The following is a 26,368-nucleotide window of genomic DNA, read 5'->3' as shown; positions in this document are numbered from 1 at the left end:
TGAGTGGATGGGATTAACATGGATTACGCTAAACTTAAAAAATCTCGCCAAAACAAAGACAATATTCTCAATGCTTTTGTTTGGGCTGCTGCCGCTTTAACGGTTGGTTTCCTATTTTGGATCATTTGGTACATCTTATCGAATGGCTTACAGCACGTAGATTGGAACTTCATTACTGATAACTACACGCGTACTGGTGAAGAGCACGGTATCTTCCCTATGATTGTCGCAACTATCTACATGGTGATTGCCTCTATCGCGGTAGCTGCGCCTTTAGGCATCATGACTGCTATCTATTTAACCGAGTATGCCAAAGTTGGTAGCCGCTTGGTGAAGGTGATTCGTTTCTGTACGGAGTCACTGGCCGGTATTCCATCGATCATCTTTGGTCTATTTGGTATGACTTTCTTCGTGGCGATTCTGGGACTTGGTTTCTCGATTCTATCGGGTGCGCTTACCCTAAGTATCCTGATTCTTCCGGTCATCATTCGTACCACGGAAGAGGCGTTGATGGCAGTACCTCAAGCATATCGTGAGGGTTCATACGCTTTAGGCTCTTCGAAAATCTACACTATCTGGCGTTTAATCTTACCAAGTGCGATGCCAGGGATCTTAACTTCGGTCATTCTGAGTATTGGTCGTGTAATTGGTGAGTCAGCCCCGGTATTTCTTACCGCGGGGATGGTGGCGCGTGTACCAGAATCATTATTCGATTCAGGTCGTACACTGACCGTTCACCTATATAAGCTGACCACAGAACTGTTCACCATTGATGAGTGGAACCAAGCCTACGGAACAGCGACAGTGCTGATTGTTGTGGTGCTTCTTATCAACATGGTGACCAAACTGATTGCTAAGCGTTTCAATACAGCAACTTACTAACTGATTCTAGCTGACGTATTAGCAACGCGATTAAGAAAAGAATTTAAGAGATTAAGAACATGAACAAATTCGATATTAAAGAACTAGACCTATTTTACGGTGAAAACCAAGCACTAAAATCGATCAACCTACCGATCCCGACTAAGCAAGTTACTGCTCTTATTGGCCCTTCAGGTTGTGGTAAATCAACGCTACTGCGTTGTTTGAACCGCATGAATGACTTGATTGAAGGTGTGAAAATCACCGGTAAGTTAGATATGGATGGCACAGACATCTACGGTAATATTGATGTGGCTGATTTACGTATTAAAGTCGGCATGGTTTTCCAAAAGCCAAATCCATTCCCAATGAGTATTTACGAGAACGTGGCCTATGGGCTGCGCGCGCAAGGTATCAAAGATAAAAAGCACATTGATGAAGTGGTGGAGCGTTCATTACGTGGTGCTGCGCTTTGGGATGAGGTAAAAGATCGCCTTAAGTCTCATGCATTTGGTCTTTCTGGTGGTCAGCAGCAGCGTCTATGTATTGCGCGCACTATCGCAATGGAACCAGACGTTATTTTAATGGACGAGCCAACCTCTGCACTTGACCCAATCGCCACTCATAAAATCGAAGAGTTGATGGAAGAGCTTAAGAAAAACTACACCATTGTCATCGTTACGCACTCGATGCAGCAAGCACGCCGTATTTCGGATCGCACTGCGTTCTTCCTAATGGGAGAGCTGGTTGAACATGATGATACCCAAGTAATTTTCAATCAGCCAAAAGACGATCGTACCAAAGGTTATGTTAATGGCGATTTTGGTTAATTAATTTTACTGGCATAAGATTATAACTATAAGCGATGGTAACGTTTGCCCCTCATATTTGAGGGGCTTTTTTATACTTGCTACTAGGTATAAAATATATTTATCAAATTCATTCTGTTGAGATTGGTATTTTAAAGTTAGTTATTCTGTTTTCTGGATTTTTATTTTAATTAAACATCAGTACTGTAAATCAGTGTTACATTCTTGCCGAGTTTAGAATTCATATTAATACTTTAGTTTATAACCACAAAATAAAAGCGGAATAAAGTGCTAAGTTAATGGCAATGCTCGTTGTCTTTTCTTTTAAGTCTTTGTGTTGTATGGCTTATTCGATATTCAAACTACGATCCCTATCACGTCTTTCTCATATCTAAGAAATATTGCATTCTCATATTATAGATCGCAGTAAATAAGCCTCTAATACTAGTTTGTTTTTAGCGAAAAAAAATTCAGACTATGTGCTCGCAGAAAGTAGTCGCGGAATAATTATTAGAAGTCAGCTCAGGTATCCAATGGATAAAGACCATTGGAACAATTCATCGGCAAGGAAAGTCTGTCATGAGAGACATAGGATTAATCAAAAGTCACGGCGAAGAGTTTATTATTGCTTATCGCGTGCTCGACATTGTTATCATTGCGGCAACGGTTCTGATAGCCACGAGTTTGTATGTAGGTGATTGGGGAATATATTACTTGCTTGCAACCTGCGTAGCCGTTGTTTGCTTTAGTATCATGGCAGAGTTACTCGGTGTTTATAATGCGGCGTTTGTTGCTTCATTTAGACAAACATTTGCGCCGATTTTACTGTCGTGGTTTTGCGCCATTGGCTTGGTATTGATTTTGGCCTTTGGTCTAAAGATCACCGATCATTTTTCTCGCGTTGCCGTGACAATTTGGTTTGTGGCAACGCCTGTTTTCTTATCTGCATATCGACTTGTTTCTAATAAAGTTCGCCAGTCGAGTCGATCAAATTCCTACACGCAAAAGAGCATCATTATTGGTGCTACACCAGCAGGTTTGGCTTTGGCGAAAGAGATCCGGTCAAGCCAGCATCATGGTATGAGTTTGGTGGGTATTTTTGATGACCGAAGTAGTGACCGTTTACCTACGGATGAGCTTTCAACCCCGGTTCGAGGTTCAATTAATGACGCGTTAGCCATGGCTAAAGAGCGCGATTTTCGACATGTTTACGTAGCGCTGCCAATGCAAGCGTCAGAGCGAATCAAAGAAGTGATCAATTACTTCTCTGACAGTACCGCACGCGTCTATATAGTGCCTGATTTCTTTACCTACGATTTGATTCAATCACGCTGGCGTAATGTAGGCAGCGTACCGACACTAAGCATCCATGATACGCCGTTTTATGGCATGTCTACTTTTGTAAAACGTTTAGAAGATATTGTTGTTGCTTCGTTGATTTTACTCTTGATTAGCCCTGTGCTACTTGCTGTGGCCATTGGCGTAAAGCTCTCTTCTCCGGGCCCGATCATTTTCAAGCAGGATCGTTACGGCATGGATGGTAAGAAAATCAAAGTGTGGAAGTTTCGCTCAATGAAAGTGATGGATAACGGTGGCGTCGTTAAACAGGCCACTAAGGGCGATCCTCGAGTGACTAAGTTTGGACAGTTTATTCGTCGTACCTCATTGGATGAACTACCGCAATTTTTCAATGTGATTCAAGGCCGAATGTCAATTGTTGGTCCGCGTCCACATGCGGTGTCACACAACGAAGAGTATCGCCAGATTGTCAATAAATACATGTTACGCCATAAGGTTAAGCCGGGCATTACTGGTTGGGCTCAAATCAACGGTTACCGCGGAGAAACCGATACGCTAGATAAGATGGAAAAACGCGTCGAGTACGATTTGAACTACATCCGAGATTGGTCGCTTTGGTTGGACGTGAAGATTATTTTCTTAACCATCTTTAAAGGTTTTGTCGGTAAAACGGCATATTAGTTGGGCAAATTGGCAGGAAACGAAGTGAAAAAACAGATAGTTAAAGCGGTACTGTTAGTAATGGCATTTTGCGTAACGAGCTCTGTCCAAGCGGACTCTTTATACAAGCTATCCGCCGGTGATGTAATTAGCATTAAGGTTTATGGGGAAGAAAACCTATCTATCGCGGAGCAAAAAATCGATAACCGTGAAGTGATTGATTATCCCTACCTTGGTGAAATCAAATTGGGTGGCAAGACACTAGACCAAGTGCAATCAGAATTAGTCTCAGGTCTGAAAGGGGACTATTTGGTCAACCCTAAAGTCAATGTCGCCATTGTTCGCTATCGTAATGTTTACATCAATGGCTTGGTGAATAAGCCCGGAGGCTATGAGTATGAGCCAGGCCTGACGGTGCAGAAAGCCATTTCTCTTGCGGGTGGTGTAATGAGCAAATATCGCCGAAGTGCTAAAGCCTACCGAACCAAATCAAGTGAGTCGAAGAAATACCAAAACTTGACGGCCGATCAACTATCACGCGAGTTTGAAAAAAATACTGAGATCGAAGCCGAGTTATATCAAGTGATTCAGCCTGGTGACACTATCTACGTAGTGGCTTCTTTTTGGTAACTGCGGTGTCAACGCACTAAGTATCGACGTTTAGGGATAATATGAAGTTATTAAGTGAAGAGCAGAACGCCCCAGCTAGCGAGTCTGTAGATTTTGGTAAGTATATCGTCTTACTGAGAAAGAACTGGTTGAAGATAGCCTTATTTACTGGCTTAACAACCATATTGGCAGTGCTCTTTGCTCTGTCTATTAAGCCAACATATGAAGCAACAGCAACGCTGCTGATTGAATCTGAAGCCAGCAATGCGGTGTCAATTGATGAAGTGGTTGGCATCGATTCTACTCAAAAAGAGTATTATCAAACCCAGTTTGAAATTCTAAAGTCTCGTACCATCGCAGAGCGCGTGGTCGACAGGCTCAACCTTACTGATGTTCCTGAGTTCAATCCCTATTTAGAACCAAAGCAGTCGATTTTGGGCTCGATCAAGCAAAGTATTAAGTCTTTGCCGATCTTCAAATCTGAAGAAGTAGTGGTGACCCTGTCTGAAGAAGAGCAAGCCGTAAAAGTAAGACAGGCAGTCGTTAGGAAGTTTCAAGGGCGTTTAAAAATCTCTCCAATTCGTAAAACCCAATTAGTGCGAATTACGTTTGAATCGTTAGACGCTCAACTTGCGGCAGATATTGCTAATGCCGTGGGTGAGGCTTATATCGATGCAGGTTTAGAAGCGCGTTTGAGTGCTACCGAACATGCCTCTAGCTGGATTTCGGGCCGTATGCAGCAGCTTCAAGAGCAGCTAAAGCAATCGGAAAACGCTCTAATTGATTTCTTAGCCAAAGAGAAATTGGTAGATGATAGTGGTATTGACGTTCAAGCCAGCACAGTCATTAATGATTTGATCCTTCGTTTGAGTGAGGCAACTGACCGTCGAATTCAGCTTGAATCGGCTTACAGCACATTGAGCAGCGGTGGTTCGTTGGCTACCAGTGATGTTTCCTCTGTGCCTGAAATTTCTAAGCATCCGCAAGTGGTGAACTTGCGTAGCTTACTAGCAGATGCGAACCGCGAGTTTACGGAGCTTTCAAAAACCTACGGTCCAAAGCATGAAAAGATGCTAGCAGTTTCTGCTAAGAAGACCAACATCACGCAGCAACTTGACCAACTGATTTCGCAATTAGTCGGCGGCATCGGCAAAGAGTTACAAGCAGTACGCTCGCAAGAGCGCTTAATTTCGCGTGAGTTAGAGAAGCAGAAACAAGCGTTCCAAAGCTTAACGGTGAAGAAACGTCAGTATGAAGCGCTAGTTAGAGAAGAAGAGACAAACCGCAATATCCTCAATATTTTCTTGAATCGTCAAAAAGAAACGACCGCGACTAGTGATTTTGAATCACGCAATGCTCGTTTTACCGACACTGCCATTGCACCTCACAGCCCAAGTAAGCCGCGCAAAAAGCTGATCGTCGGCTTTGCCATGATTGCTTCTATGCTGGTGGCGGTGTCAGTGGTTCTGCTACTGGATGTATTTAACAACACCATTATCTCGGTGAAGCATTGTGAGGAGAAGCTAGGCTTAATCCCGCTTGGTGGAATTCCTAAGCTGAAAAAGTTTAAGAACAAATCGGTGAGTAGCGAAGTCTTTTTTGACGATAAATACATGACGTTCAATGAATCCATACGCTCCGCACGAACGACGATTGCTCTGAACAATCGCGATTCTAAGTTTGTTACGATTTCTTCTTCACTACCTAATGAAGGTAAAACTACCTGCGCGGTTAACCTTGCTATGGCGTTTGCCAAAGTTGGCAAAACCTTGTTGATTGATTGTGACTTGCGCAAATCTTCAGTAGCAGAGCGTTTTGGACATAAGCGGTATAAACCGGGGTTGACCAATCACCTACTGATGAACACAGAGCTAGACGACTGCTTATTTGAAGATGAAAAGTCAGGCTTGATGGTGCTTGCCGCTGGTATGCCGACACCGAACCCACAAGAGCTTCTCAGCTCAGAACGTTTTGAGAAGTTGCTTCACCAACTCGCAGGTCAGTTCGACAAAGTGATCATTGATACGCCACCAGCGCTGTCAGTTAGTGATTGCATGATCGTCAGCAAGATCACAGGCAAAGTGGTGGTTGTACTTAAAGCGTCGAGCACACGAGTGACATCATTGCGTAATACTATTTCACGCTTTATGACTCATGAAGTGCAGTTAGATGGGGTTCTGCTCAACCAGATTCTGGATAGCAAAGACCACCAAGAATACGTATATGGCGACTATATCTACCATATTGACGAACATTCTGAGTTAAAAAAGACCGCTTAGTGAGGCTATCAGTATGAACTTCAAGTATGGGATTGTGGTACCGCATTTTAACAGCTTAGAAGGGTTAACTCGGCTGTTGAATTCACTGCCAGAGCGAGCAGACATTCAAGTGGTTATTGTTGATGACAACAGCCAACAGCCGCCCTGTGAAGCGACATTACAGGCCGCGTTCCCACATTTAACATTACAGCTGTTGGTGAACGATTCGGGAGTGAAAGGGGCAGGGGCGGCACGTAATATCGCTTTGCAGCATATCAATGCTACTTACACCTTGTTTGCCGATGCTGATGATTTCTTTACTGCACAGGCTTTTCAATTGATGGATGAGAAGCTTGCTGATCATGACATTACGTTTTTCTCTCCAATCAGTCAGTGTGATTTAACCGGTGAACCTTCTGATAGGCATTACTTATACGCCAACCTTGTCAGTGATTATTCGAACGGTGGTGATGAAGAGATTCGTTACCATTTCTCGGTGCCATGGAGCAAAGTATACCGCAGTGAGTTTCTACGCTCTGAATCACTCTATTTTGACGAGGTCATCGCTTCTAATGATGTGATGTTCTCCTTAGTTGCGGGTTATAAAGCACAATCTATCACTGCTCATCAGAGCGATATCTATTGTGTGACTCGTGGTCAAGGCACGTTAACCGTTAACTTCAACCCTAAAGTGACTCGCTCAAGATTTGATGTCGCGATGCGCCGTATTGACTATATCTCGGAAAAGCAGATTAAAACGGAGACCATGTCACTCTACAAATTGGTGCGGGACTTTCGTGCGGTGATGAGCCTTGGAGAGTTTAATGCTCTGCTTAAATTGTTGGTACAGAGAAAAATCACCTTAATGCCGAAAAGAACGTGGTTTTACTTACGCAACCCGCAGCAAATTATCTCTAAATTGACCAAGCGTAAACAGTCGCTGAGTAGTGCCAAATATCAAGTGTAGTGGCGGATAAAGATCGGATTTTAAATAATTAATATGGATTCAGTTATGAAAATTACCGTTGTAGGAACAGGCTACGTAGGCCTTTCAAACGCGATTTTGTTGTCTCAAAAGCATGAAGTTGTCGCTCTCGACATTGATGCTGAAAAAGTGGCGAATATAAACCAACGTATATCCCCAATTTCTGATCATGAAATCGAGTTGTATCTGGCAGAGAAGTCGCTAGATTTAACGGCAACCATCGACAAGGGTCATGCTTATCAGAACGCGGATTTTGTGATTGTTGCTACGCCAACCAACTACGACCCTGTGACCAACTTTTTTGATACCAGTTCGGTTGAATCTGTCATTCGAGATGTTAAGCAGTTCACGCCAAATAGTACGGTGATTATCAAGTCGACTATTCCTGTTGGCTATACCGAGCGCGTTAAGCAGGATTTAGAGTTCGATAACATTGTTTTCTCTCCGGAGTTTCTGCGAGAAGGCAAAGCTTTGTATGACAATTTGCACCCATCACGCATTATCGTTGGAGAGCACTCTGAGCGAGCGGAAGTTTTCGCTCAGCTGTTGGTGGAAGGCGCAGAGAAAACCGACATTCCGGTATTATTTACCAATTCAACCGAAGCAGAAGCGGTTAAGCTGTTTTCCAATACTTACTTAGCGATGCGTGTCGCTTACTTTAATGAGTTAGACTCATATGCAGAAAGCCATGGTTTAGATTCACGCCAAATTATCCAAGGGGTCGGCTTAGACCCGCGCATTGGTGCACATTACAACAACCCATCATTTGGCTATGGCGGATACTGCTTGCCAAAAGATACTAAGCAGCTTTTGGCTAACTATCAGGATGTGCCAAACAACATCATTCGCGCCATTGTTGATTCCAATACTACACGTAAAGACTTTATCGCCGATTCCATTATCGCTAAACAGCCACGAGTCGTTGGCGTGTACCGACTGATCATGAAGTCGGGCTCGGACAATTTCCGCGCGTCTAGTATTCAAGGCATCATGAAACGTATCAAAGCCAAAGGTATTCAAGTGGTTATCTATGAACCACTGCTTGAAGAGGCGACTTTTTTCAATTCTGAAGTCGTGAATGATTTCTCCGCGTTTAAACAAATAAGTGATGTGATTGTGAGTAACCGCATGGTTGATGAGCTCCAAGACGTAGCGGACAAAGTATATACCCGCGATTTATTCGGTAGCGACTAAGTACCAAGGATAGCATTGATGAAACTAGTCACTATTAACCCTCAGAAATCGACCACAATGGGTGGGGTAGAAACCTTGATTCGTAGTTTGCATGGTTTGTTTCAATGCGAAAACTATGAACTCTATGAGCATGCGCCGAGCAATGAGCATTACCCGGAAAGTGCTCATATCAACTATATCCAATATGGGCAGCAAGGTAAGTTAGCTTCTAAGTTGAACCAGATTAGTTCAGTACGCAAGTTACAGCTGAGCGCGCAAGATGTCGTGATTTTATTTCACCCGAATGATCTGCTCTACTTACCTTCAGAAGTACAAAAGCGCGCTAAAATAGTGTTGGTGCAAACCAATAAGTTTTCGGTATTTTTCAAACCGTTCTCTAAGCTAATCATGACGCTGTTACACCGTAAGATCGATGTATTCACGGTGTACACCGAGCAAGATAAGCATGCACTGTCGAGCCTGTTTCCTAAGCTCTCACGTAAGATTAAGGTGATTCCTCGCGGTTGTAAGCTCGATACGGCCATGACACATAAGCAGGTGAGCAAGAAGTTAGTCACCATCGCCCGTATTGATGAAGGACAGAAAAACTTTTCTGCCATGATGGAGGTTATGACGCGGTTGCCTGCCGACTACCAATTAGACATATACGGTGATGGTAGCGAGCAAGAGTTGAGTGCATTAAAGCAGCGCGTGAACCAACTAAACAATGTGACTTTCCAAGGCGCAACCAGCGATGTGGCAGCCACACTCAAAGACTACTCGGTGTTTCTCATGACATCGCGTTATGAAGGGTTTGGTCAAACATTGATTGAGGCTCGCAGTCAGGGTTTGCCAATTGTGGCTTACCATACCTTTGATGCTCTTTCTTGGATTGTTGAAGAGGGCGTGAATGGGTATAAGGTCGCTGATGGCGATAGTGACCAGTTTGCCCAAAGGATTGTCCAGCTGTGTGAAAACGAGCAGTTGTATAGTTTGCTGTCGGCTAAAGCCCTTGATAAAGCGCAAGAAACGGAGTCTAGTGTGGTTGATCGTCTGTGGCAGGAGGCCGTAGCATGAAGTATTCAGTGATCGTACCGATTTACAATACGTTCGATTATGCGAAAAAAATCATTGAATGGTTTGAAGCTGAGCAGTACCGCCGTGACGCGGATGATATCGAGTTACTTTTAATTGATGATGGCTCGCAGACAGGGCCGGATTATCAAATCGCGTCTCCTTCTATTCACCTGTATCGAAAAGAGAATGGTGGCGTTTCAAGCGCCCGTAATCATGGTATTGAGAAAGCCAATGGCGATTACATTCTGTTTTTGGACTCCGATGATGCTTATGAGGCGGGGCTATTTAGTCATCTTGATGAGTGTCTAACGAATAATGATATCGATTCGGTATTGTTTTCGTTTAAGAAAATTTCCGATCATCAGATTGATGAAGCACATAATCGAGCAGAGACCGTCAGCGGTCAAATGGCACTTTCTAAGTTTTTGACGAAGGATATTCGTGTTCATATTTGCAGCATGATGTTGTCTAAAGCCGTGTTAGAAGCCCATCAACTGCGCTTTGATGAATCACTTCACTTTAGTGAAGACGTCCTATTCATCATCGACTATTTGTCGGTCGCTAAGTCGAGTTATATCACCGATCTGTTTTTGTATAACCATATTATGCGCAGCGGTTCTGCCATTAATAGTCCATTAACTGGCAAAGATACTACTCACATTGATGCATTTGACCGTATTTCTTTGCAAGCGAAGAAGGTGGCTGCGGATAAAGACGTGAACTTTTTTATCTCCACTTGCTACATCAATTTGATTAAGTTTTTGATTAAGAATAAGACCCAAGATGAGCAAGTATTTAGCAAGATCATTGCTCATCGCCATTTCTTATTTGGCTCGATTGAGCCCAAATTAAACAAATACTCTTTGATTGTTTTTATTCTGCGTATGGCATTTAAAGCGGACGGTCTGACCAATTATCGCTTGTTACGCAAACTGAGTGTGGTGGGTTAAGCATGAAAACCCTCAATATTGCAGAAACGACGCAAGGTGGCATCGAAACGTATTTCGAGTCTTTAGCTCGTTCAACATTGATGCAAAACGGCTTCTTAGCGGTCAATTATCATCGTTCAATCGTGCCGCTAGCCGCGAAAGGTTTTCGTCCGTTGAATGTGTTGATACTGCTTTACACCATCTATTTCAGAGTCGGAATTCGTCATTATGATGTGATCTTCTTACACAGCTCTTTTGCGGGTTTGTTGCGGCCATTTTTGTGGCCGCTCGCTAAATGGCACAAGATCAAATTGGTGTATTGCAGCCATGGTTGGGCATTTGATATTCACTACAACCAAGCGTGGAAAAATCGCGTCTATAAGGGGATATACGTTTGGGCGGAAAAGTTGCTCACTCTTTTCACCGATCAGGTGTATTGCATATCGAAGTATGAGTATCAGTCAGGTTTGGACATCGGTTTACCTCAGCGCAAACTCACCATGGTTTGGAATGGCGCCCAAGGTAGTGAGCGCCCAAGACTGGCAGTTAACCAAGATGACAGCGTTATTCGTTTGTTGTTCGTAGGCCGATTAGACAAGCAAAAAGGGCTGGATAAGTTTCTCAATGCACTCACTCAATTAGCGACAATCTCTACTCAGGTAGAGCTGACGGTGATTGGTGAACCCGTCAGAAATGATTGCCCTGAGTTACCTGAGTTACTAACCAAGCCAATTCATAATGTTTGTATTCACTCTTTAGGCTGGGTAGCTAACAACGAACTCGACCAATACTTTGCCCAAGCAGATGTGGTTATCGTGCCATCATTGTGGGAAGGTTTTGGCTTGATTGTCGCAGAGTCTCTGAGAAATGGCACGCCAGTGTTGGCCTCTAACGCAGGCTCGCTGTCTGATATGGTGACCGAGAAAACTGGCTGGATCTTTGACTACAAAAAAGCGAACTCGCTTGAACTCTTACTGGATCGTGTGATTAATCAAAGGCAATTTCAGAATATTGAACGAGTGGAATGCATCAACCATTTTCAGCAGAACTTCCATGAAGACGTGATGAATCGCCACTATTTTGATTCGCTAAGGCAGCTAGGGTAGGCAAGGTGAAGAAAGGACTGTTTCTCCTATTTTGTTTTATGGTGCCATTTGAAAATACTGCACTAGCATCGATTGCAGGGGTATTTACTGCGCCGCTCGGTATTACTTTGATTCCTCTGCTTGGTTTGATGATCGTGTTGTCATACGCCAATTTAAGCAAAGTCGAGATTGGTGCGTTTAAGTTGTTATTTGGCTTTTTCGTCTACTCCTTTGTTCTGCTGACTCTATTCTACGCGGATTATGACAAAGCCTTTTTGCTCGATCGGGGGCTGAGGTTTGTGTTGTTAATTATCCCTTTGATTGTGGTGTTCTTAACCGTTGCCCGTCAGGATGAAAAGCTGGTTTACCAAGGTGCGTTAGTGATCGCGGGTGTGGTCATTTTTGCCTTTATACTTAATTTGGTTGCGCGCGGGTTTATTAATAGCCCTTCGTTTATTCAGCAAAACTCTGCGCTGTCACCCCATCGAATGCGTGGCTTTACTTTGGAAGCGAGTACGTTTGGGTTTCAGTTTGTCTTGGCCGTGTTTATGCTGGCGGCGATCTTCCGAATCAATTTATTCTTCATCTCCCTCGCGGTGATCCCATGTTTGCTGATGATCACTTCAAAGGGCACATTGGTCTGTTATTTGATTACTTTGTTCCTAACGTTTGTGGTATTTAGCCGAATAAATTGGTTCCACAAAGGGATAGGTGCGGCGATGTTATTTGTAGTTGGGACGGTATTTTTATATAGCTCTTTAGGAGACTCGGTTATCAATGATGTTGAGCGATACAGCAGTATCGCCACGCGTGGCACAGCCATCATGACCTCTATATTTACCGTTATATATAACCCTCTAGGTGGTGGCTTTTTTGGTTATTTGCCTTCGATATATGAGTATGGTGCGGTAGCGTTGGAGTTTGTTGACAGCTTAGCACCCGGCTTGCTGAACTTTAGAGAATTTTCACTTTATTTGGTGGTTGGAGAAACCAAGAATGTCTCAACCAAATCTTTCTTCTTTGATTGGTTGATTTACGGCGGGGTATTTTTCTTGTTCATTTACGTGAAGTATATGTCGCGCCTATTCCGCAGTATGGTGCTGCATCGCATGCATTACGACTTCGCGTTGCTGGTGTTTTTGATATTGGGCACCACTTTCTTCATGTCTATCGAAGTACGTTACATCGCACCGTTCGTGTTGGGTTTTGTGTTCGTTCGATATCAAATTGTCTCTAAACGGGTAACGAAAGAGAGTTCTGTCAATCCAACTAAGAAGTCGTTCAATGAGATCTCAGTTTAAACTCTATGCTTGTGCTTTCGCTGTGTCGGTGCTTTTGTTGCTATCTATTGCAAAAGGGTTAGACGATATGGCTCAACTCTCTTTGAAGAATCAATTAACGGAAGTTAAGCGGAACACGGTAAAACATGGCTATACCGATGCAAAGCTGACCCACCATTACACACCTGTTTCGGCAACGCCGTTTGATGACAGCAGCACTTTGGCCCTTTATTTTTCATGGCTTGCTTACCAAGAGCGCTCGAACACAGCCGAGTCAAAAATGTTCTCTCAGCGAGCTCAACAGCTCTATACCCAGCAGTTAAGGTTGCGTCCTTTGGATGCCAGTCTTGCGGTGCAACGAGCGAATGAGAAATGGCGCTCGGGCGGCACGTTTTCAAGTGCGTTAGATGACTTTCATCTTGCTCAAAAGTTAGGCCACTATGAACAGTTTACGCTGTTGAATACGTTGACCTACTTTCTTTCTCACTGGCCGCAGCTCAGCTTAGATGATAAGAAAACGGCGATTGGTTACTTATTAGAGCATGACAAGTATGCGATGAAATTATGGCAGTACGATGCGTTGCTACAAAAGCCTGTGGTGGGTGAGCGAGCGTGTTCAATTTTTAAATTTAACGGTATCACGCCTTATTTTTGCCGTCGCTAAGTTGAGACTTTAAGACATTTAGTTGTGTTGAAGATTGCTTCAATCAAAAGGCTAAGCTAGCGTTGATTAAATGCTCAACAAAATTAGTTATTAGAATTAAACAAAGAGAAAAATATGCGTAAATTGAACCGCTTGATGCTCGCATGGGCGATAGTGATTTCGCCTGTTGCAACTGCTGAAAGTCTTACCTCAGAACAATGGGGAGAGTTGTTTGCTAATTCAGAGACATCTGCTCAGTTGGTTGAAAGCTTCGGCCAATACACATTTGCAGACAACGTCGCGGCATTTTTGAGTGAAGTGGCGTTAACTCGACCTGATCAATTGCTCGAGGTACTTACCTTGCTGTACATCCAATTCCCAGACCAAGTCACGGTGTTGACTGAGATCGCTCGAACTCTGGGCTTAGAAAGCCAAGCGATTACTATAGCGGCTATTGAGGCTGGCATTGACCCTACCGCAGTCGCTGAAGCAACCGCCGCCGGTGAGGCGACAGCCGCTGCAGACCCTATCCCTAACGCGCCGACTCGGAAAGATCCGGTTTCAGCCAATTAATTAGTCAGGCCTTCTCAATGAAGGCCTGATTTGATTAGATTAACTCGTAACTAATGACATAGAGCAGATCGGTGCTCGGGTAGATTTTGCGAATTAGGCTTTTAAGTTCACCCAACGGTAGAGCTTCTTGCTCGGCGTGGAACCCGTTGATGTCATCATAATGCAGCGGTTCAACCGATAGGATTTTTATGTCACATACCTTTTGATCGGTTTCTAGAGTAAAGACTTCCACTTCTGTACCGGGTACATAGTGATTTTCAGACTCATCTCTGATGGTGATGGTTTTCTTTCCGGCTGTAATGAGTGGTGTTAATACTTCAAAGAAGGTAATTTTTGTTGGTGCGGAAGTCATCAATGTTTAGCCTCAAATAGCGAGAATGTGCTCAGTATATTTATACTTTGTTGAGTAAGCGCATGCTTGGTCAAAGTTTTGCTAATTCTATACTCAGTTCACTATCCCTGACAGCAGAATATTGGTTATAAAGAGCGAATAATTTGCTAAACAGTGAACCGAATGAAAACGAGCGAAAAACAAAAGATGTTGGCGGGCGAACCATACGATGCCTGGGATGAAGAGCTATATGCTGAGCGAATTGCTTGCCGAGAAATCCTTCAACGACTGAATAATTCCATTCCTAACTCGTCAGATTGGAAAGCCGCGCAGACAGAACTCATCCCTGATGCTATCAATCCTCACTTAGAACCTCCTTTTCGTTGTGACTACGGCAGTAATATCAAACTAGGTAAGAACTTCTACGCCAACTTCAATTGCGTGATTTTGGATGTTGCCGAGGTGGTGATTGGTGACAACGTGCTATTTGGCCCAAATGTTCAGCTTTTTGCTGCTGGTCATCCGCTAGATGTTGAATCTCGGGTGGAGAAAGGCATAGAGTTTGGTGTGCCAATTGAGATTGGTGACAATGTATGGATTGGCGGAGGTGTTATTGTTTGCCCTGGGGTGAAGATAGGCAACAATAGTGTGATTGGCGCAGGAAGCGTTGTGACCAAAAATATCCCGGCCAATGTGGTTGCGGTCGGCAACCCATGTCGAGTCATAAAGTCTCTTGAACCAGAGACTGATTAATCTAGAGTGCAGCGAGTGGTAAAGATCTGGTTTCGGCCAGATTTTTTTGCTTTGTAAAGTTGCTCGTCAGCGACCGTAAACAGTGAAGCAAATGGGTGCTGAGAGTGACTGATATGAGTGAAATTTACTGCGCCGATAGAGAGTGTTACGTACTGGCAGCACTTAGAGAGTGGATTGCTCAATGCTAGCTCTCTAATACCATCGCTAAGTTGATAAAGTTTAGCTTCTAATTGCTCATGGCTTAGCCCTACACACAGAATCAAAAATTCATCACCGCCATAGCGAAATAGGTAGTTGTTGTCTTGAGAAAATACTGAGCTCATCTGTTTAGCGACAGCTTGCAATGCCAAGTCGCCTTTGTGGTGGCCGTGGAAATCGTTATACCCCTTGTAATAATCGATATCTAACACAATCACCGCCAGATTGTCGTTCGCGTGGGTCGAGCGTTCGATGAGTTGCGGAGTAATATGATCAAGTTGATAACGGTTAAATAAGCCAGTCAACGGATCGGTTTTAGACATGGTATCGAGCTTTAAATTTGCTTGCTGCAAGTGGTGGCGCTGGACGTGATTTTCGAGCGCGATGGCAATAAAGCTCGCTAACTGCTCGAACAAGTTGCAATGGTACTGATGGTATTGATCGGTTAGATGGTGTTGCAGAGATAGTATCCCTAATACCTTATCGCCTAAGCAAATCGGAGCGAGAATCAGTGACTGTACTTGTTTTTCAGGAATAAAGTGAACGCAGTCTTTTTCTTCTCGTTTATCTGCAGGCACAAATGCATTGATCGAAGACTCATCAATGCGATTCAGGTGCACAGTCCGTTTGTGTTTTACCACGTAGCTACCCATTGATTCTTCATGAGCACAATCGACTTTATAGTTTGGTACTGGGCCATCGTAGTCATAGAAATAGCAGTAGTCGAGCCACTGGGTTTCTTCATTGTACAGTGCGATGCCAAATTCATCGGTTGGGAAGATAGAGCAGACTTTTTCGTAAATGACCGCCAAGTTGTCAGTGAGATTTGCTGACGTCGCAATATACTGTCCGACCTCAGTAACCACGCCCATATGTTGCTGAATCTGCTTAGCGACGAGCTCGTTGTTGTCGGTCGTGGCTTGTTCGATCTGCTTTAAAAAGGTTAGATTTTGTTTCTGCTTGATGGTGTCTAAATGAGCTTGGCTTGCCTTGATGTACTGATGCTGGACGTCACTGAGACGTCGCCATGATTGCTGTTGTTGTAGCAAGCTCACTAAGGTTTGGCATAGTTTGGCATACAGGCCATAGTTCTCTTCTGGCGTGAGCTGAGTAAACCAATATTCAGCGCGTTCAAGCGCTAAAGTTTGATCACCGTATTGGCTGATAAACTCAATGTAATAAACTTGGTTTTCACTGCGATTATGGCTATCAAAGAGTGATTCATACAAGTGCTCGGCTTGTTCGAACAGGTCGATAACTTCTTTTGGGTCGCCCCCGTTGAAATGTCGGGCTTTAATTTGTGCCATGTAGCCGTATGCGATGGCTTGAACGCGCGCGTAACCAAACTCCAAACCGAGCTCAAGTGCTTGCTGGCAATTTGCAATGGCTTGCTTTGGCTGCTGTAAATGACTTAGCGCATAGCCCATATTTAATAGGCAAATGGCTTGATTGGCGCGATGAGAGACTTTGTCGGCGCAATCTGAACCTAACTGCCCAATCTCAAGAGTTTGTTGGTATTGCTCAAGGCAAAGGTGGAAATCACTGATGTTGGTGTAAGCCAGAGAGCGGTAGTTATCGTCAAGGCAGTGAATGTTGTCGAGCAGTTCTTTATACACTTCGTAAGCATGGTAGTACTCTTCACGATCAGTGTATAGCGAGCCAAGTAAGCAGAAGATGTGCAGTTTCTGCACCATGTCGTCGTTGCAATGATCGATAGCGGCTTGAAACAGCTCAATGGCTCGCTCTAATTGATCATTGCGGTCACATTTGGTGGCTTGAAGGAAAAGGTACTGAGCAGCGGGAAGCGCGTAATTATACTCTTTGCATACTAGAGCAATTTTATCTTCCGCGGCTTCGATGCCTTCAACCCCCTGAAATAGAGGCATCTGAGCAAGAATCGCTTTTATTTTTCTTTGGGCTTCTGAACTCATAACCTTCCCCTTTAAGCTGTACAATATTATACAGCACGCCTTACGGTTTTGAAAAGAGAACTAAGCCAAATATCGCACAAAATTAATAGAACGTTAGCTCTAATTTTGCGCGTATTTTTGCAAACTTATCTTATTTTTCAATAGGCTTAGAATTCGACGTCTGCGTGGAATTTTAGGTGCGCTTTACTGTATGGGTGATCAAACTCCAATTGCTCAGCATGTAAGTGGAGTCGGTTGCTCTTGTCGCCATATAACCCATCACCAACCATTGGCATATTTAGGCCAAGGTGGTGAGCGCAATGAACGCGCAATTGATGTGTGCGACCAGTTCTTGGGTACATGTAGAGTTTACTTTTGCCATCTTTGACTTCGATAAGCTCCCAGTCTGTCAGTGCTGGCTTACCATGTTCGTAACAGACTAATTGGCGAGGTCTATCATCGGGATCGCCACGCATCGGCAGGTCTATTTGGCCTTGTTTTTGACTCACTATGCCGTTGACCAATGCCACGTAACGCTTTTGGACTTGGCGGGTAATAAACTGTTTTTGTAGATATTTATTGGCGCGTCGGGTCAGCGCGAACACAAGTAATCCTGAGGTTGCCATATCGAGCCTGTGTAGAACAAATGGGCCTTCTACGTCTGGAAATATGGCTTGCACACGGGTGTACGCAGAGTCTTTGATGGTCTTTCCGGGAACGGAAAGCAGCCCGGATGGTTTATTGACGACGACAATGGCGTCATCTTGATAGATGACTTCTAACGGTTTGTTTTCGCCCCAGTTGTCTTCTAGTGGGTTTGGGTCAACCTCTAAGCCTTGCAGCATGTGGCCAAGGATTGGTTGGCATTTGCTATTGCAAGAGGGATAAAACTGCTTATGTTGGCGGATTTCTGATTTTGGTGACGCTCCCCACCAAAACTCGGCCAGAGCTAATGGTTGATAACCGTGTAGATATGCAAAATGGAGGAGTTTAGGTGCTGCGCACTCTCCCGCACCGGCTGGTGGAGTGGGTGCTGATGTCTGTGAAAAAATTGACTTAAGGGAGCGTTTCTTACCTTCGGCGTTGAGAAAGCAATATTGCTCAAAGAGCTTATTTTGCAAACGGTTAGAGAGTGTTTTGCGTTGCTGCTTGGCTTCGACAATCTCATGGTTAATGGCGTTTAGCTTCAGTTCTAAGTTGGCAACTTTTTCATCCCATTCAAGCTTAAAGTACTTTAATTGATTCTTATCAGCCACACTTTGCTTGGCTAATTGCTCCAATACGTGCTTGAGCTGATCGCCATTTAACGTGCTTTGCGCGGACTCTCGTTCCGATTTACGCTGTGCTCGATTTTCTATTAGCTGTTGGCGCAGGGTTTGCTCTAGGGCCTTATATTCGGCTTTACTTTGCTTAAGCTGCTCGGTCAATTGTGCTCGTTTTGGGTTGCTACTCAGCAGCGAAACCTGAGTATTCAGTTGGGTTATTTCGTCGAGCTCAGTGCGAAAGAAACATTCTTCGGCCAGCATGTCGAATACTGGAGGAACGAATCCCGCATGAAGGTTTTGATCGGCGATTTTGCCGGAAAATGCGCTGAAATAACCAATATCGCCTTGTGGTGAGCGAACCAGTAATACGCCAAACATTTTGCCTGTGCCAGAGTGTTCATCGTCTAAACCAAAATCATGTTGCCACTGCACGCTGTTGATCAGTTGTTGCTGAAGTTGCTTGGCAGCTTCAACACAAAAAGGGTGCGGCTCATAGTAAAATGGAAAGGTGAACGTTTTTGGTAGTTCTTTGTGGTTAACCGATAAAGGTTGAAACAGTTGTTCTGGGGTGTGCATGTAAATTCTAGCGAGCAGTGAGCGAAGTGGAGATTTTACCTGTTTGCTCAATGAATGCCACCTCGCAGTGAGGTAGCATTGATAGGATGAGTTTTTTTGAGGTTACTTTAAGTATCTCGCTTCGATACTGATTAACCAATGCTCAAAAGTACCATCAGGTTTTTCTATCCAAAGATCGTTTCGAAAACTTTCAATACGACCGTTAATGGTGAGAGCGAGCGTGTTGTCCTTGACGGTTTTAAGACGTAAGAATTGATCCGATGTGGTTAAGAACGGCTCTGCCTGCTTCACGTCGCTACCGTTGGCAATGAGGAAATATTGATTGAGTTTGTCGAGCTTTCGTTCTGTTGAGTAACTTTTATAACCGACCAGAGTAAGGTTGTCTCCAACAGGTAAAGACAATACTTGTTTACCTAGCGTTGTATGGGTAGGAATAAACACATAAGCCGCAATAGCAGCGCAAATAAGTATTAGGGCGACAAAAGCGATTTTTATTTTAGACATAATGACAAGCGAGTTGAAAAACAGTCTAAATAGTAGCACGTTCGCCCTAATAATCTCACGCGGAGATGGCGTGATTAAGCAAAAAGATATTTGGCGTGAAAGCGCAAATGATCTTCGATAAAGCTAGCAATGAAATAGTAGCTATGGTCGTAACCGGGCTGCATGCGCAGCGTTAAGTTTGCCTGCTGTGATTGTGCTGCTTGTTGTAGTGCATTGGGCATTAATTGCTCATCCATAAAGTTATCAGCATCGCCTTGGTCAACTAACATAGGTAGGTGACAAGCTCGTTTTTGAAGAAGCAAACAAGTATCGTAATCGACCCAGTCTTCGCGGTTGCTGCCAAGATAGGCGTTAAAGGCCTTTTGTCCCCATGGGCATTGAACCGGATTGCTGATAGGGCTAAATGCTGAAATGGAACGATAGCTATCGGCGTGTTTTAAGCCTATCGTGAGTGCGCCGTGCCCACCCATACTGTGCCCAGAAATCGCCTTAACATTAGAAACAGGAAAATTAGCTTCAATCAGTTTTGGTAGCTCTTGTTGTACGTAATCGTACATGTGGTAATGCTTAGACCAAGGTGCTTGGGTCGCATTTAAGTAAAATCCTGCGCCTTGACCAAGATCGTAGCTTTCATCATCAGCGACCCCTTCACCACGCGGGCTGGTATCTGGCGCTACGATGGCGATGCCAAGCTCCGCTGCAACTCGAAAAGCCCCAGCTTTTTGCATGAAGTTTTCATCTGTGCAAGTCAAACCAGAAAGCCAATACAACACGGGTACAGGGTTTGCTGGTGAGGCGTTTGGTGGCAGAAAAATCGCAAAGCGCATGGCGCAATTAACGCTTGTGGAAGAGTGGCTATACTGCTTGTGCCAACCACCGAAGGTTTTGGTCTGGCTAACGAGTTCTAGGCTCATTGGTTTTCCTTTCAATTCATTTTTCTTTGCTTGTGCAAATAGCCCACTTAAAGTGTCTTTAAGTGGGCATAATTATAGGCAGTGGATTTGATATTAGCGATCCATATGGATTACGGTACGGATGCTTTCACCTTTGTGCATTAAATCGAATGCTTCGTTAACTTGGTCCAGAGACATAGTGTGCGTGATGAATTCTTGCAGACCAAACTCACCCGCCATGTAGCGCTCTACGATTTCTGGCAACTCTGAGCGGCCTTTTACGCCACCGAATGCAGAGCCTCGCCATACGCGACCAGTCACGAGTTGGAACGGACGAGTAGAGATCTCTTGACCAGCACCAGCTACACCAATGATCACTGATTCACCCCAACCTTTGTGACAGCATTCTAGCGCTTGGCGCATTACATTAACGTTACCAATACACTCGAATGAGAAATCTACGCCGCCATCGGTCATATCAACAATCACTTCTTGGATTGGTTTGTCGAAGGTCTGTGGGTTGATGCAGTCGGTCGCGCCAAGTTGCTTCGCTAGCTCAAACTTGCTCTCATTGATATCAACACCGATGATGCGGCTAGCACCAGCCATACGTGCACCAATGATTGCTGATAGACCGATACCACCCAAGCCAAAGATAGCCACAGTATCGCCTTGTTGTACTTTCGCTGTGTTAAGTACAGCACCCATACCAGTAGTGACACCACAGCCAAGTAGGCACACTTCTTCAAGTGGTGCTTCTTTGCTTACTTTTGCTAGAGAAATTTCTGGTAGCACAGTGTATTCAGAGAAAGTTGAACAACCCATGTAGTGAAAGATTGGTTGACCGTCTTTGTAGAAGCGCGTGGTGCCGTCTGGCATAAGGCCTTTACCTTGTGTCTCTCGTACTGCTTGGCATAGGTTAGTTTTGCCTGATTTACAGAACTTACACTCACCACATTCTGCGGTGTAAAGTGGAATAACGTGGTCGCCAACTTCTACGCTTGTTACACCTTCACCAACCATTTCAACAATGCCGCCACCTTCGTGGCCAAGAATAGAAGGGAAGATACCTTCAGGATCGTCACCAGAAAGCGTGAATGCATCTGTGTGGCAAACGCCTGTTGCAACGATGCGTACTAACACTTCACCTTTCTTTGGAAGCTGAACATCCACTTCTTCCATTTTTAGAGGTTCGCCAGCTGCCCATGCAACAGCCGCTTTAGATTTGATAAATTCTTGACCTGGTTTGATTTCTAGTGCCATTGGATTGCCCTTTTTATTGCCTCGTATCGCTTCAGTGTACGAGTGTTATTAATACCAATAAGCGTAGTCGTTAATGCCTGTTGAGCGAGACAAACTGCGCTGTTGTTTCGATGAGATGTATTTTAGGTATTTCCAATGAAATGATAATCCTGCTAAATTGAAAATGATTTTTACGTATATGTAATAATAAGTTCAAAAGAGGTAGCAGGTGGCAAGTTGGGAAGGGGTAACAGAGTTCGTGTCGGTAGCAGAAACCATGAGTTTCACCGCAGCCGCAAAGCGGTTAGATACGTCGGTCGCTCAAGTAAGCCGAAGAGTGTCTGCGTTAGAAGAGCGGCTTGCGGTTAAGCTGCTTAACAGGACGACTCGGAAAGTGACATTAAGTGAAGCGGGACAACTCTATTTTCAGCAGTGTAAAGCGTTAGTTGAAGGGTTAGAGCAGGCAGAACTTGCCGTCACTCAGATGCAGGCAGAGCCGAAAGGTAAGCTTAAAATTACCGCGCCCGTGACCTACGGTGAGATGCATATTGCGCCGTTGCTTAACCAGTTCCTATTGAAATACCCGAAGTTGGATTTGGAACTGAGTTTAACCAACCAAACAGTTGACCTTATTGAGACAGGTTGCGATGTGGCGATTCGATTAGGCCGATTGCGTGACTCCACCCTGATTGCGAAAAAGCTTTCAAGTCGACAATTGTTTGTGTGCGCAAGTGAGCACTATTTGTCTCGCTTTGGTGTGCCCCATACGTTGTCTGAAATTAGTCATCATCAATGCCTAGTCGGTTCAGTTGATTATTGGCACTTTCGCGAGCAAGGAAAAGAGCGCTCTATTCGAGTTTCGGGCAGGATTCGATGTAACTCAGGTTACGCGTTGCTTGATGCTGCAAAGCAAGGGCTAGGGCTCATTCAATTGCCAGATTATTACGTTCAGCAAGCGATGCAGCAGGGAGAGTTAGTTGAGGTGCTAGCAGATTACCGAGACGAGCGTGAAGGGATATGGGCATTGTACCCGCAAAACCGCAATTTATCGCCAAAGGTAAGGCTATTGATCGATTTTCTAGCGGAGAAGTTGAGTGAAGTATAACAAAGGAGAGCCTCGGCTCTCCTTTATTAGTGAATTAGTTATTTTCTTCAGCGTCTTGACGCTTAATGACTTTGTGCCCGTCTTCCGAAACGCCTTTTTTCCAGTAACTGCTTAGATAAAGGTTGTCTTTCAAGACTTCTTTTTCATTGCGGAAGTATTGGCGAAGTTGTCGCATCGAGTCAAATTCACACGCGCACCATACTGCAGCATGACCTTCGTGCCATTCTAAGCTACGTGCCTTATCCGCTAGCCCTTCAGTTATCCAATGGATCTCAATGCCTTTAGGCGCCTGCAGTTCTTGTTTATCTTCAAGTGATTCAACGTGAATGACCGCGTAGCCTTTTGCGTTGTCGGGTAGCTGCTTAATCTTGGCCGATAGTGCAGGTAGGGAGGTCATATCTGCGGTTAGGAAAAACCAATCAGCAGCAGTATTCAAATTGGCAATAATGCCGGGGCCGCGAATACTGATAGTATCACCAACGTTTGCATTCATCGCCCAACGAGAGGCAAAGCCACATTGGTTGTCTAATGTAATATGGCGTACAAAGTCGACTTCAATTGCTTGCTGATCGGCTAAGAAGCGTCGAATCGTATAGGTGCGCATCACTGGACGGTTGTTTTCATCTAGACCGGTTAAATCAGTGCCACCTACAGCATTGAAAAGCAGTTTGATGTAACCGCCTTCACAATCGGGCGGGAATTCGCTTAGGGCTTGTCCACTTAGAACAAGGCGTTGCATGTGAGGTGTGATTTGTTCACTAGAGAGAACAGATACGGTTTGAAAAGCGGGTTTTGGCATGTGTCTACTCGATAAATATTATTCTTCTCATTTAGAAACAAGACTATCAGCATATTTCTTTGGCAGATAGTCAATTTAACTAAATTTACAATTGATACTTAGATCATGGGTATGGTTGATCCAATCAATAGTATGGCCATAGACCAATTAAATAGGCTGACACGTTTTGGATTGGTTAAAAAACGTTGTAATTGTTGGCCAGCGACGGTCCAGAATGACGCCGAAGGGACGTTAGATAGAGCATAGATGACGGCAATTGCGGCTAACCCCATTAAACTATTGGACGGGTTATAAACAGAGACCGCGGTGAGTGCCATTGACCACCCCTTAGGGTTTATCCACTGAAAAGCCGCGGCACCGATAAAGCTCATGGGTTGATATTGTTCTGAGCGCGTATCAGGTGATTTACTGGTTGCGATACGATAAGCAAGCCAGAATAAGTAAGCAAGACTGGCAAACTTAAGAACTTGATGAATGATCGGAAAAGTGTCAAACACGCCAACTAACCCAAAGCCAACTAACAACACCATGAGTGGGAAGCCCAAGGTAATTCCTAGCATATGCGGGATGGTCTTTATAAAGCCAACATTGGCGCCTGATGTCATGAGCATTAGGTTATTTGGACCGGGGGTAAAAGTAGAGACAAAGGCAAAGAGCGCCAATGCGGTAAGTTGCTCCCATTGCATGGTATATCCTCGTTGTTGACGTATGAAAAGTGATGTTGTTTGACCGGTCAACAATAGTTTACGTAGCAAACGACTAAATATTATGCTTTTATTGAGTGAAATAGACTTAATGTGGCAATAAAATTCAATCATGGATAAGTTTGACGAAAGAATATTGCAAGAGCTAAAGGCGGACGGAAGAATCTCCAACGTCGAGTTAGCCCAGCGGATAGGATTATCGCCTTCAGCGACACTGCGACGAGTACAAGATTTAGAACGCTCGAACGTCATTACTGGCTACAGTGCCAAGCTTAATGCTAATCAACTAGGTATTGGCTTTATTGCTTATGTCTCTATTGGTTTATCCAATCATAGAAAACAGTCACAGCTCGAATTTGAACAGCATGTTCAGTTCATTGACGAGGTGGTCGAATGTCACAATATTACTGGCTCAACGGAGTATCTTTTACGCGTTGAAACCAAAGATCTTATTAGCTACAAAAAGTTTCACGCTGATGTACTTGGTGAATGTGCGCATGTGGATTCAATCACCACTATGGTCGTGATGGGATCACCGAAAGATCAACGTTAGTGAATACTTACTGGCAACAATTCACTTGTGAATAAGCAGTATTTTGCCTAGATAGGTAATAATTCTCCGAATTTTGCGCGTAAAACGGTTTTTTAGGGTAGGAACGCTTCTTGCTGTTAAGTTTGAGTGTCAGTGTCTCAAAGTTGTGCACGACATTTAATCCGTTGACAAAGTTAAGGAGATTTCATGGGTAATCGAGTGGTTGTTGGTGATATTGGCACGGCGCATGACGGTTTTCCACCTACACCTGTGGTTGCCGGTTCTGGCACCGTGAAGATGGATGGCATTCCTACAGCTCGAGTCGGTGATCCTCTAGTTGCTCATGCTAAACCTAAACATCCACCTCATGGTCGCTCCATTGCCGCTGGCTCTGGCACGGTATTTGCCGATGGAAAACCAGTCGCCCGAACCGGTGATGCTGTCTCTTGTGGCGGTGTTGTGGTTGGTGGCGGTACGGTAAATGTAGGGTGACTCCTATGTAAACCTAACCCTAAGTTATTGATTTTTAGAAAACCTCCCCTTGTCTCATTTATGTTACACAGCCGCATTAGTAAAGGGTGCTTTTGATCGGCTCACTTCAAACTTTTTTTTCGCAGCGAATGATTTATTAGTTCATCGCTCTACACTGCATCTCATTAAATTATCCCCTAGTTACATCGCAACGCACGATAGGGGACTAACGTCAGAATGAATCTATTCGCGGTGAATTCCGCATGAAGTGAATCGTGGTTATGGCTAAGGCTGTAGCGGCATATTTTAACTATGGCATAGGTGATCGAGGACATTTGCATGTCAAAAGAAGGTAGTGTAGCGCCTAAAGAGCGTATTAATATCAAGTACATCCCAGCAACGGGCGACCAGCAGGAAGAAGTAGAACTTCCCCTGAAAACCCTAGTCGTTGGTGACTTTGTTGGTGGTGATAATGACCAACCGATTGAAGAACGTGAAGCGGTTTCAATCAACAAAGATAACTTCGAATCAGTAATGAGCGAAAGTAATCTTCAAATCACAACTAGCGTACCTAACAAACTGGGTGAACAAGAAGGCGTTGACTTACCTGTTGAGCTTAAATTCCAATCCCTAGCTGATTTTTCTCCTGATGCCATTGCAGAACAAGTTCCTGAACTGAAAAAGTTAGTTGAACTGCGTGAAGCACTTGTTGCGCTAAAAGGCCCTCTAGGCAACATCCCTGCATTTGGCGATCGCCTACAAAGCCTTTTAGCTGATGATGAGTCTCGTAAGAAGCTTCTTGAAGAGCTCGATCTCGTTGGCGACAAGAAATAATTTAGTAGAA

At 44.2% G+C, this 26,368-nt stretch carries 26 protein-coding genes; 18 read left to right on the top strand and 8 right to left on the bottom strand.

What is annotated here, in order from left to right:
* Positions 1-18: 18 nt before the first annotated feature.
* The 13 genes from pstA to OH461_RS10925 all read left to right on the top strand — a co-directional run bounded on the left by pstA (position 19) and on the right by OH461_RS10925 (position 14,241).
* Positions 19-882 (top strand): phosphate ABC transporter permease PstA, encoded by an 864-nt coding sequence (gene pstA / locus OH461_RS10985; RefSeq protein WP_270020663.1) that lies wholly within the window; start codon positions 19-21, stop codon positions 880-882.
* 59 nt (positions 883-941) lie between these two features.
* A complete protein-coding gene (pstB, locus tag OH461_RS10980) occupies positions 942-1,691 on the top strand; it encodes a phosphate ABC transporter ATP-binding protein PstB (protein WP_270020662.1) in 750 nt (249 codons plus the stop codon).
* A gap of 558 nt (positions 1,692-2,249) precedes the next feature.
* A complete protein-coding gene (locus tag OH461_RS10975) occupies positions 2,250-3,650 on the top strand; it encodes an undecaprenyl-phosphate glucose phosphotransferase (RefSeq protein ID WP_270020661.1) in 1,401 nt (466 codons plus the stop codon).
* Between the two features lie 24 nt (positions 3,651-3,674).
* On the top strand, positions 3,675-4,259 hold the full coding sequence (locus OH461_RS10970) for a polysaccharide biosynthesis/export family protein (protein WP_270020660.1): 585 nt from the start codon (positions 3,675-3,677) through the stop codon (positions 4,257-4,259).
* Between the two features lie 41 nt (positions 4,260-4,300).
* Positions 4,301-6,517, top strand: coding sequence for a GumC family protein (locus OH461_RS10965; RefSeq protein WP_270020659.1), 2,217 nt, complete (start codon positions 4,301-4,303; stop codon positions 6,515-6,517).
* A 13-nt stretch (positions 6,518-6,530) separates the two neighbouring features.
* A complete protein-coding gene (locus OH461_RS10960; RefSeq protein WP_270020658.1) occupies positions 6,531-7,463 on the top strand; it encodes a glycosyltransferase family 2 protein in 933 nt (310 codons plus the stop codon).
* Positions 7,464-7,508: 45 nt separating this feature from the next.
* The gene (locus OH461_RS10955) at positions 7,509-8,675 is read left to right on the top strand and encodes a nucleotide sugar dehydrogenase (RefSeq protein ID WP_270020657.1); all 1,167 of its coding nucleotides are present in this window, start codon (positions 7,509-7,511) and stop codon (positions 8,673-8,675) included.
* A gap of 18 nt (positions 8,676-8,693) precedes the next feature.
* Complete coding sequence (locus tag OH461_RS10950; protein ID WP_270020656.1) at positions 8,694-9,731, top strand: glycosyltransferase; 1,038 nt, start codon at positions 8,694-8,696, stop codon at positions 9,729-9,731.
* Positions 9,728-10,681, top strand: a complete 954-nt coding sequence (locus tag OH461_RS10945; RefSeq protein ID WP_270020655.1) for a glycosyltransferase family 2 protein — start codon at positions 9,728-9,730, stop codon at positions 10,679-10,681. The genes OH461_RS10950 and OH461_RS10945 overlap by 4 nt, the downstream gene beginning before the upstream one ends.
* Positions 10,682-10,683: 2 nt before the next feature.
* A complete protein-coding gene (locus OH461_RS10940) occupies positions 10,684-11,766 on the top strand; it encodes a glycosyltransferase family 4 protein (RefSeq protein ID WP_270020654.1) in 1,083 nt (360 codons plus the stop codon).
* Between the two features lie 5 nt (positions 11,767-11,771).
* A complete protein-coding gene (locus OH461_RS10935; RefSeq protein WP_270020653.1) occupies positions 11,772-13,046 on the top strand; it encodes a hypothetical protein in 1,275 nt (424 codons plus the stop codon).
* Positions 13,030-13,689: a hypothetical protein gene (locus OH461_RS10930; RefSeq protein ID WP_270020652.1), complete on the top strand. Its 660-nt coding sequence runs from the start codon at positions 13,030-13,032 to the stop codon at positions 13,687-13,689. Before OH461_RS10935 ends, OH461_RS10930 begins: the two co-directional genes overlap by 17 nt.
* 114 nt (positions 13,690-13,803) lie before the next feature.
* Entirely contained in the window at positions 13,804-14,241 is a 438-nt protein-coding gene (locus OH461_RS10925) for a hypothetical protein (protein ID WP_270020651.1), read from the top strand.
* A gap of 34 nt (positions 14,242-14,275) precedes the next feature.
* Here the strand turns inward: OH461_RS10925 and yqfB are convergent, their stop codons facing one another.
* Positions 14,276-14,593 (bottom strand): N(4)-acetylcytidine aminohydrolase, encoded by a 318-nt coding sequence (gene yqfB, locus OH461_RS10920; RefSeq protein WP_270020650.1) that lies wholly within the window; start codon positions 14,591-14,593, stop codon positions 14,276-14,278.
* A 162-nt stretch (positions 14,594-14,755) separates the two neighbouring features.
* On the opposite strand from yqfB, the gene OH461_RS10915 reads away from it, so the two are divergent.
* Positions 14,756-15,325 (top strand): sugar O-acetyltransferase, encoded by a 570-nt coding sequence (locus OH461_RS10915; RefSeq protein ID WP_270020649.1) that lies wholly within the window; start codon positions 14,756-14,758, stop codon positions 15,323-15,325.
* Here OH461_RS10915 and OH461_RS10910 read toward each other — a convergent pair.
* The 5 genes from OH461_RS10910 to OH461_RS10890 form a co-directional block, all read right to left on the bottom strand.
* A complete protein-coding gene (locus tag OH461_RS10910) occupies positions 15,322-17,454 on the bottom strand; it encodes a sensor domain-containing diguanylate cyclase (RefSeq protein ID WP_270020648.1) in 2,133 nt (710 codons plus the stop codon). The genes OH461_RS10915 and OH461_RS10910 overlap by 4 nt on opposite strands.
* Before the next feature lie 146 nt (positions 17,455-17,600).
* A complete protein-coding gene (locus tag OH461_RS10905) occupies positions 17,601-19,274 on the bottom strand; it encodes an RluA family pseudouridine synthase (RefSeq protein ID WP_270020827.1) in 1,674 nt (557 codons plus the stop codon).
* Positions 19,275-19,376: 102 nt separating this feature from the next.
* On the bottom strand, positions 19,377-19,778 hold the full coding sequence (locus OH461_RS10900; RefSeq protein WP_270020647.1) for a hypothetical protein: 402 nt from the start codon (positions 19,776-19,778) through the stop codon (positions 19,377-19,379).
* 74 nt (positions 19,779-19,852) lie between these two features.
* Positions 19,853-20,692 (bottom strand): S-formylglutathione hydrolase, encoded by an 840-nt coding sequence (gene fghA / locus OH461_RS10895; RefSeq protein WP_270020646.1) that lies wholly within the window; start codon positions 20,690-20,692, stop codon positions 19,853-19,855.
* A gap of 93 nt (positions 20,693-20,785) precedes the next feature.
* Positions 20,786-21,934, bottom strand: coding sequence for an S-(hydroxymethyl)glutathione dehydrogenase/class III alcohol dehydrogenase (locus OH461_RS10890; protein ID WP_270020645.1), 1,149 nt, complete (start codon positions 21,932-21,934; stop codon positions 20,786-20,788).
* A gap of 208 nt (positions 21,935-22,142) precedes the next feature.
* Between OH461_RS10890 and OH461_RS10885 the strand changes: the two genes are divergently transcribed.
* Entirely contained in the window at positions 22,143-23,018 is an 876-nt protein-coding gene (locus tag OH461_RS10885) for a LysR family transcriptional regulator (protein ID WP_270020644.1), read from the top strand.
* A gap of 34 nt (positions 23,019-23,052) precedes the next feature.
* On the opposite strand, the gene OH461_RS10880 is transcribed toward OH461_RS10885, so the two are convergent.
* Positions 23,053-23,817 carry a siderophore-interacting protein gene (locus OH461_RS10880; RefSeq protein WP_270020643.1) on the bottom strand — a complete coding sequence of 255 codons (765 nt, stop codon included), beginning with the start codon at positions 23,815-23,817 and terminating at the stop codon, positions 23,053-23,055.
* Positions 23,818-23,915: 98 nt separating this feature from the next.
* Positions 23,916-24,503 carry a LysE family translocator gene (locus OH461_RS10875; RefSeq protein WP_270020642.1) on the bottom strand — a complete coding sequence of 196 codons (588 nt, stop codon included), beginning with the start codon at positions 24,501-24,503 and terminating at the stop codon, positions 23,916-23,918.
* Between the two features lie 130 nt (positions 24,504-24,633).
* Here OH461_RS10875 and OH461_RS10870 point away from each other — a divergent pair, with 130 nt between their 5' ends.
* The 3 genes from OH461_RS10870 (at position 24,634) to tssB (ending at position 26,358) form a co-directional block, all read left to right on the top strand.
* Positions 24,634-25,074 carry an Lrp/AsnC family transcriptional regulator gene (locus tag OH461_RS10870; protein ID WP_270020641.1) on the top strand — a complete coding sequence of 147 codons (441 nt, stop codon included), beginning with the start codon at positions 24,634-24,636 and terminating at the stop codon, positions 25,072-25,074.
* A gap of 186 nt (positions 25,075-25,260) precedes the next feature.
* Entirely contained in the window at positions 25,261-25,545 is a 285-nt protein-coding gene (locus OH461_RS10865; protein ID WP_270020640.1) for a type VI secretion system PAAR protein, read from the top strand.
* Between the two features lie 318 nt (positions 25,546-25,863).
* Complete coding sequence (tssB, locus tag OH461_RS10860) at positions 25,864-26,358, top strand: type VI secretion system contractile sheath small subunit (RefSeq protein ID WP_270020639.1); 495 nt, start codon at positions 25,864-25,866, stop codon at positions 26,356-26,358.
* The last annotated feature ends 10 nt before the right edge of the window (positions 26,359-26,368 follow it).

This window comes from Vibrio sp. LaRot3, from assembly GCF_027587025.1.
Taxonomy (GTDB): Bacteria; Pseudomonadota; Gammaproteobacteria; order Enterobacterales; family Vibrionaceae; genus Vibrio.
Note: the sequence above shows the minus strand (reverse complement) of the source record. Positions and strands in the feature narration are given on the sequence as shown.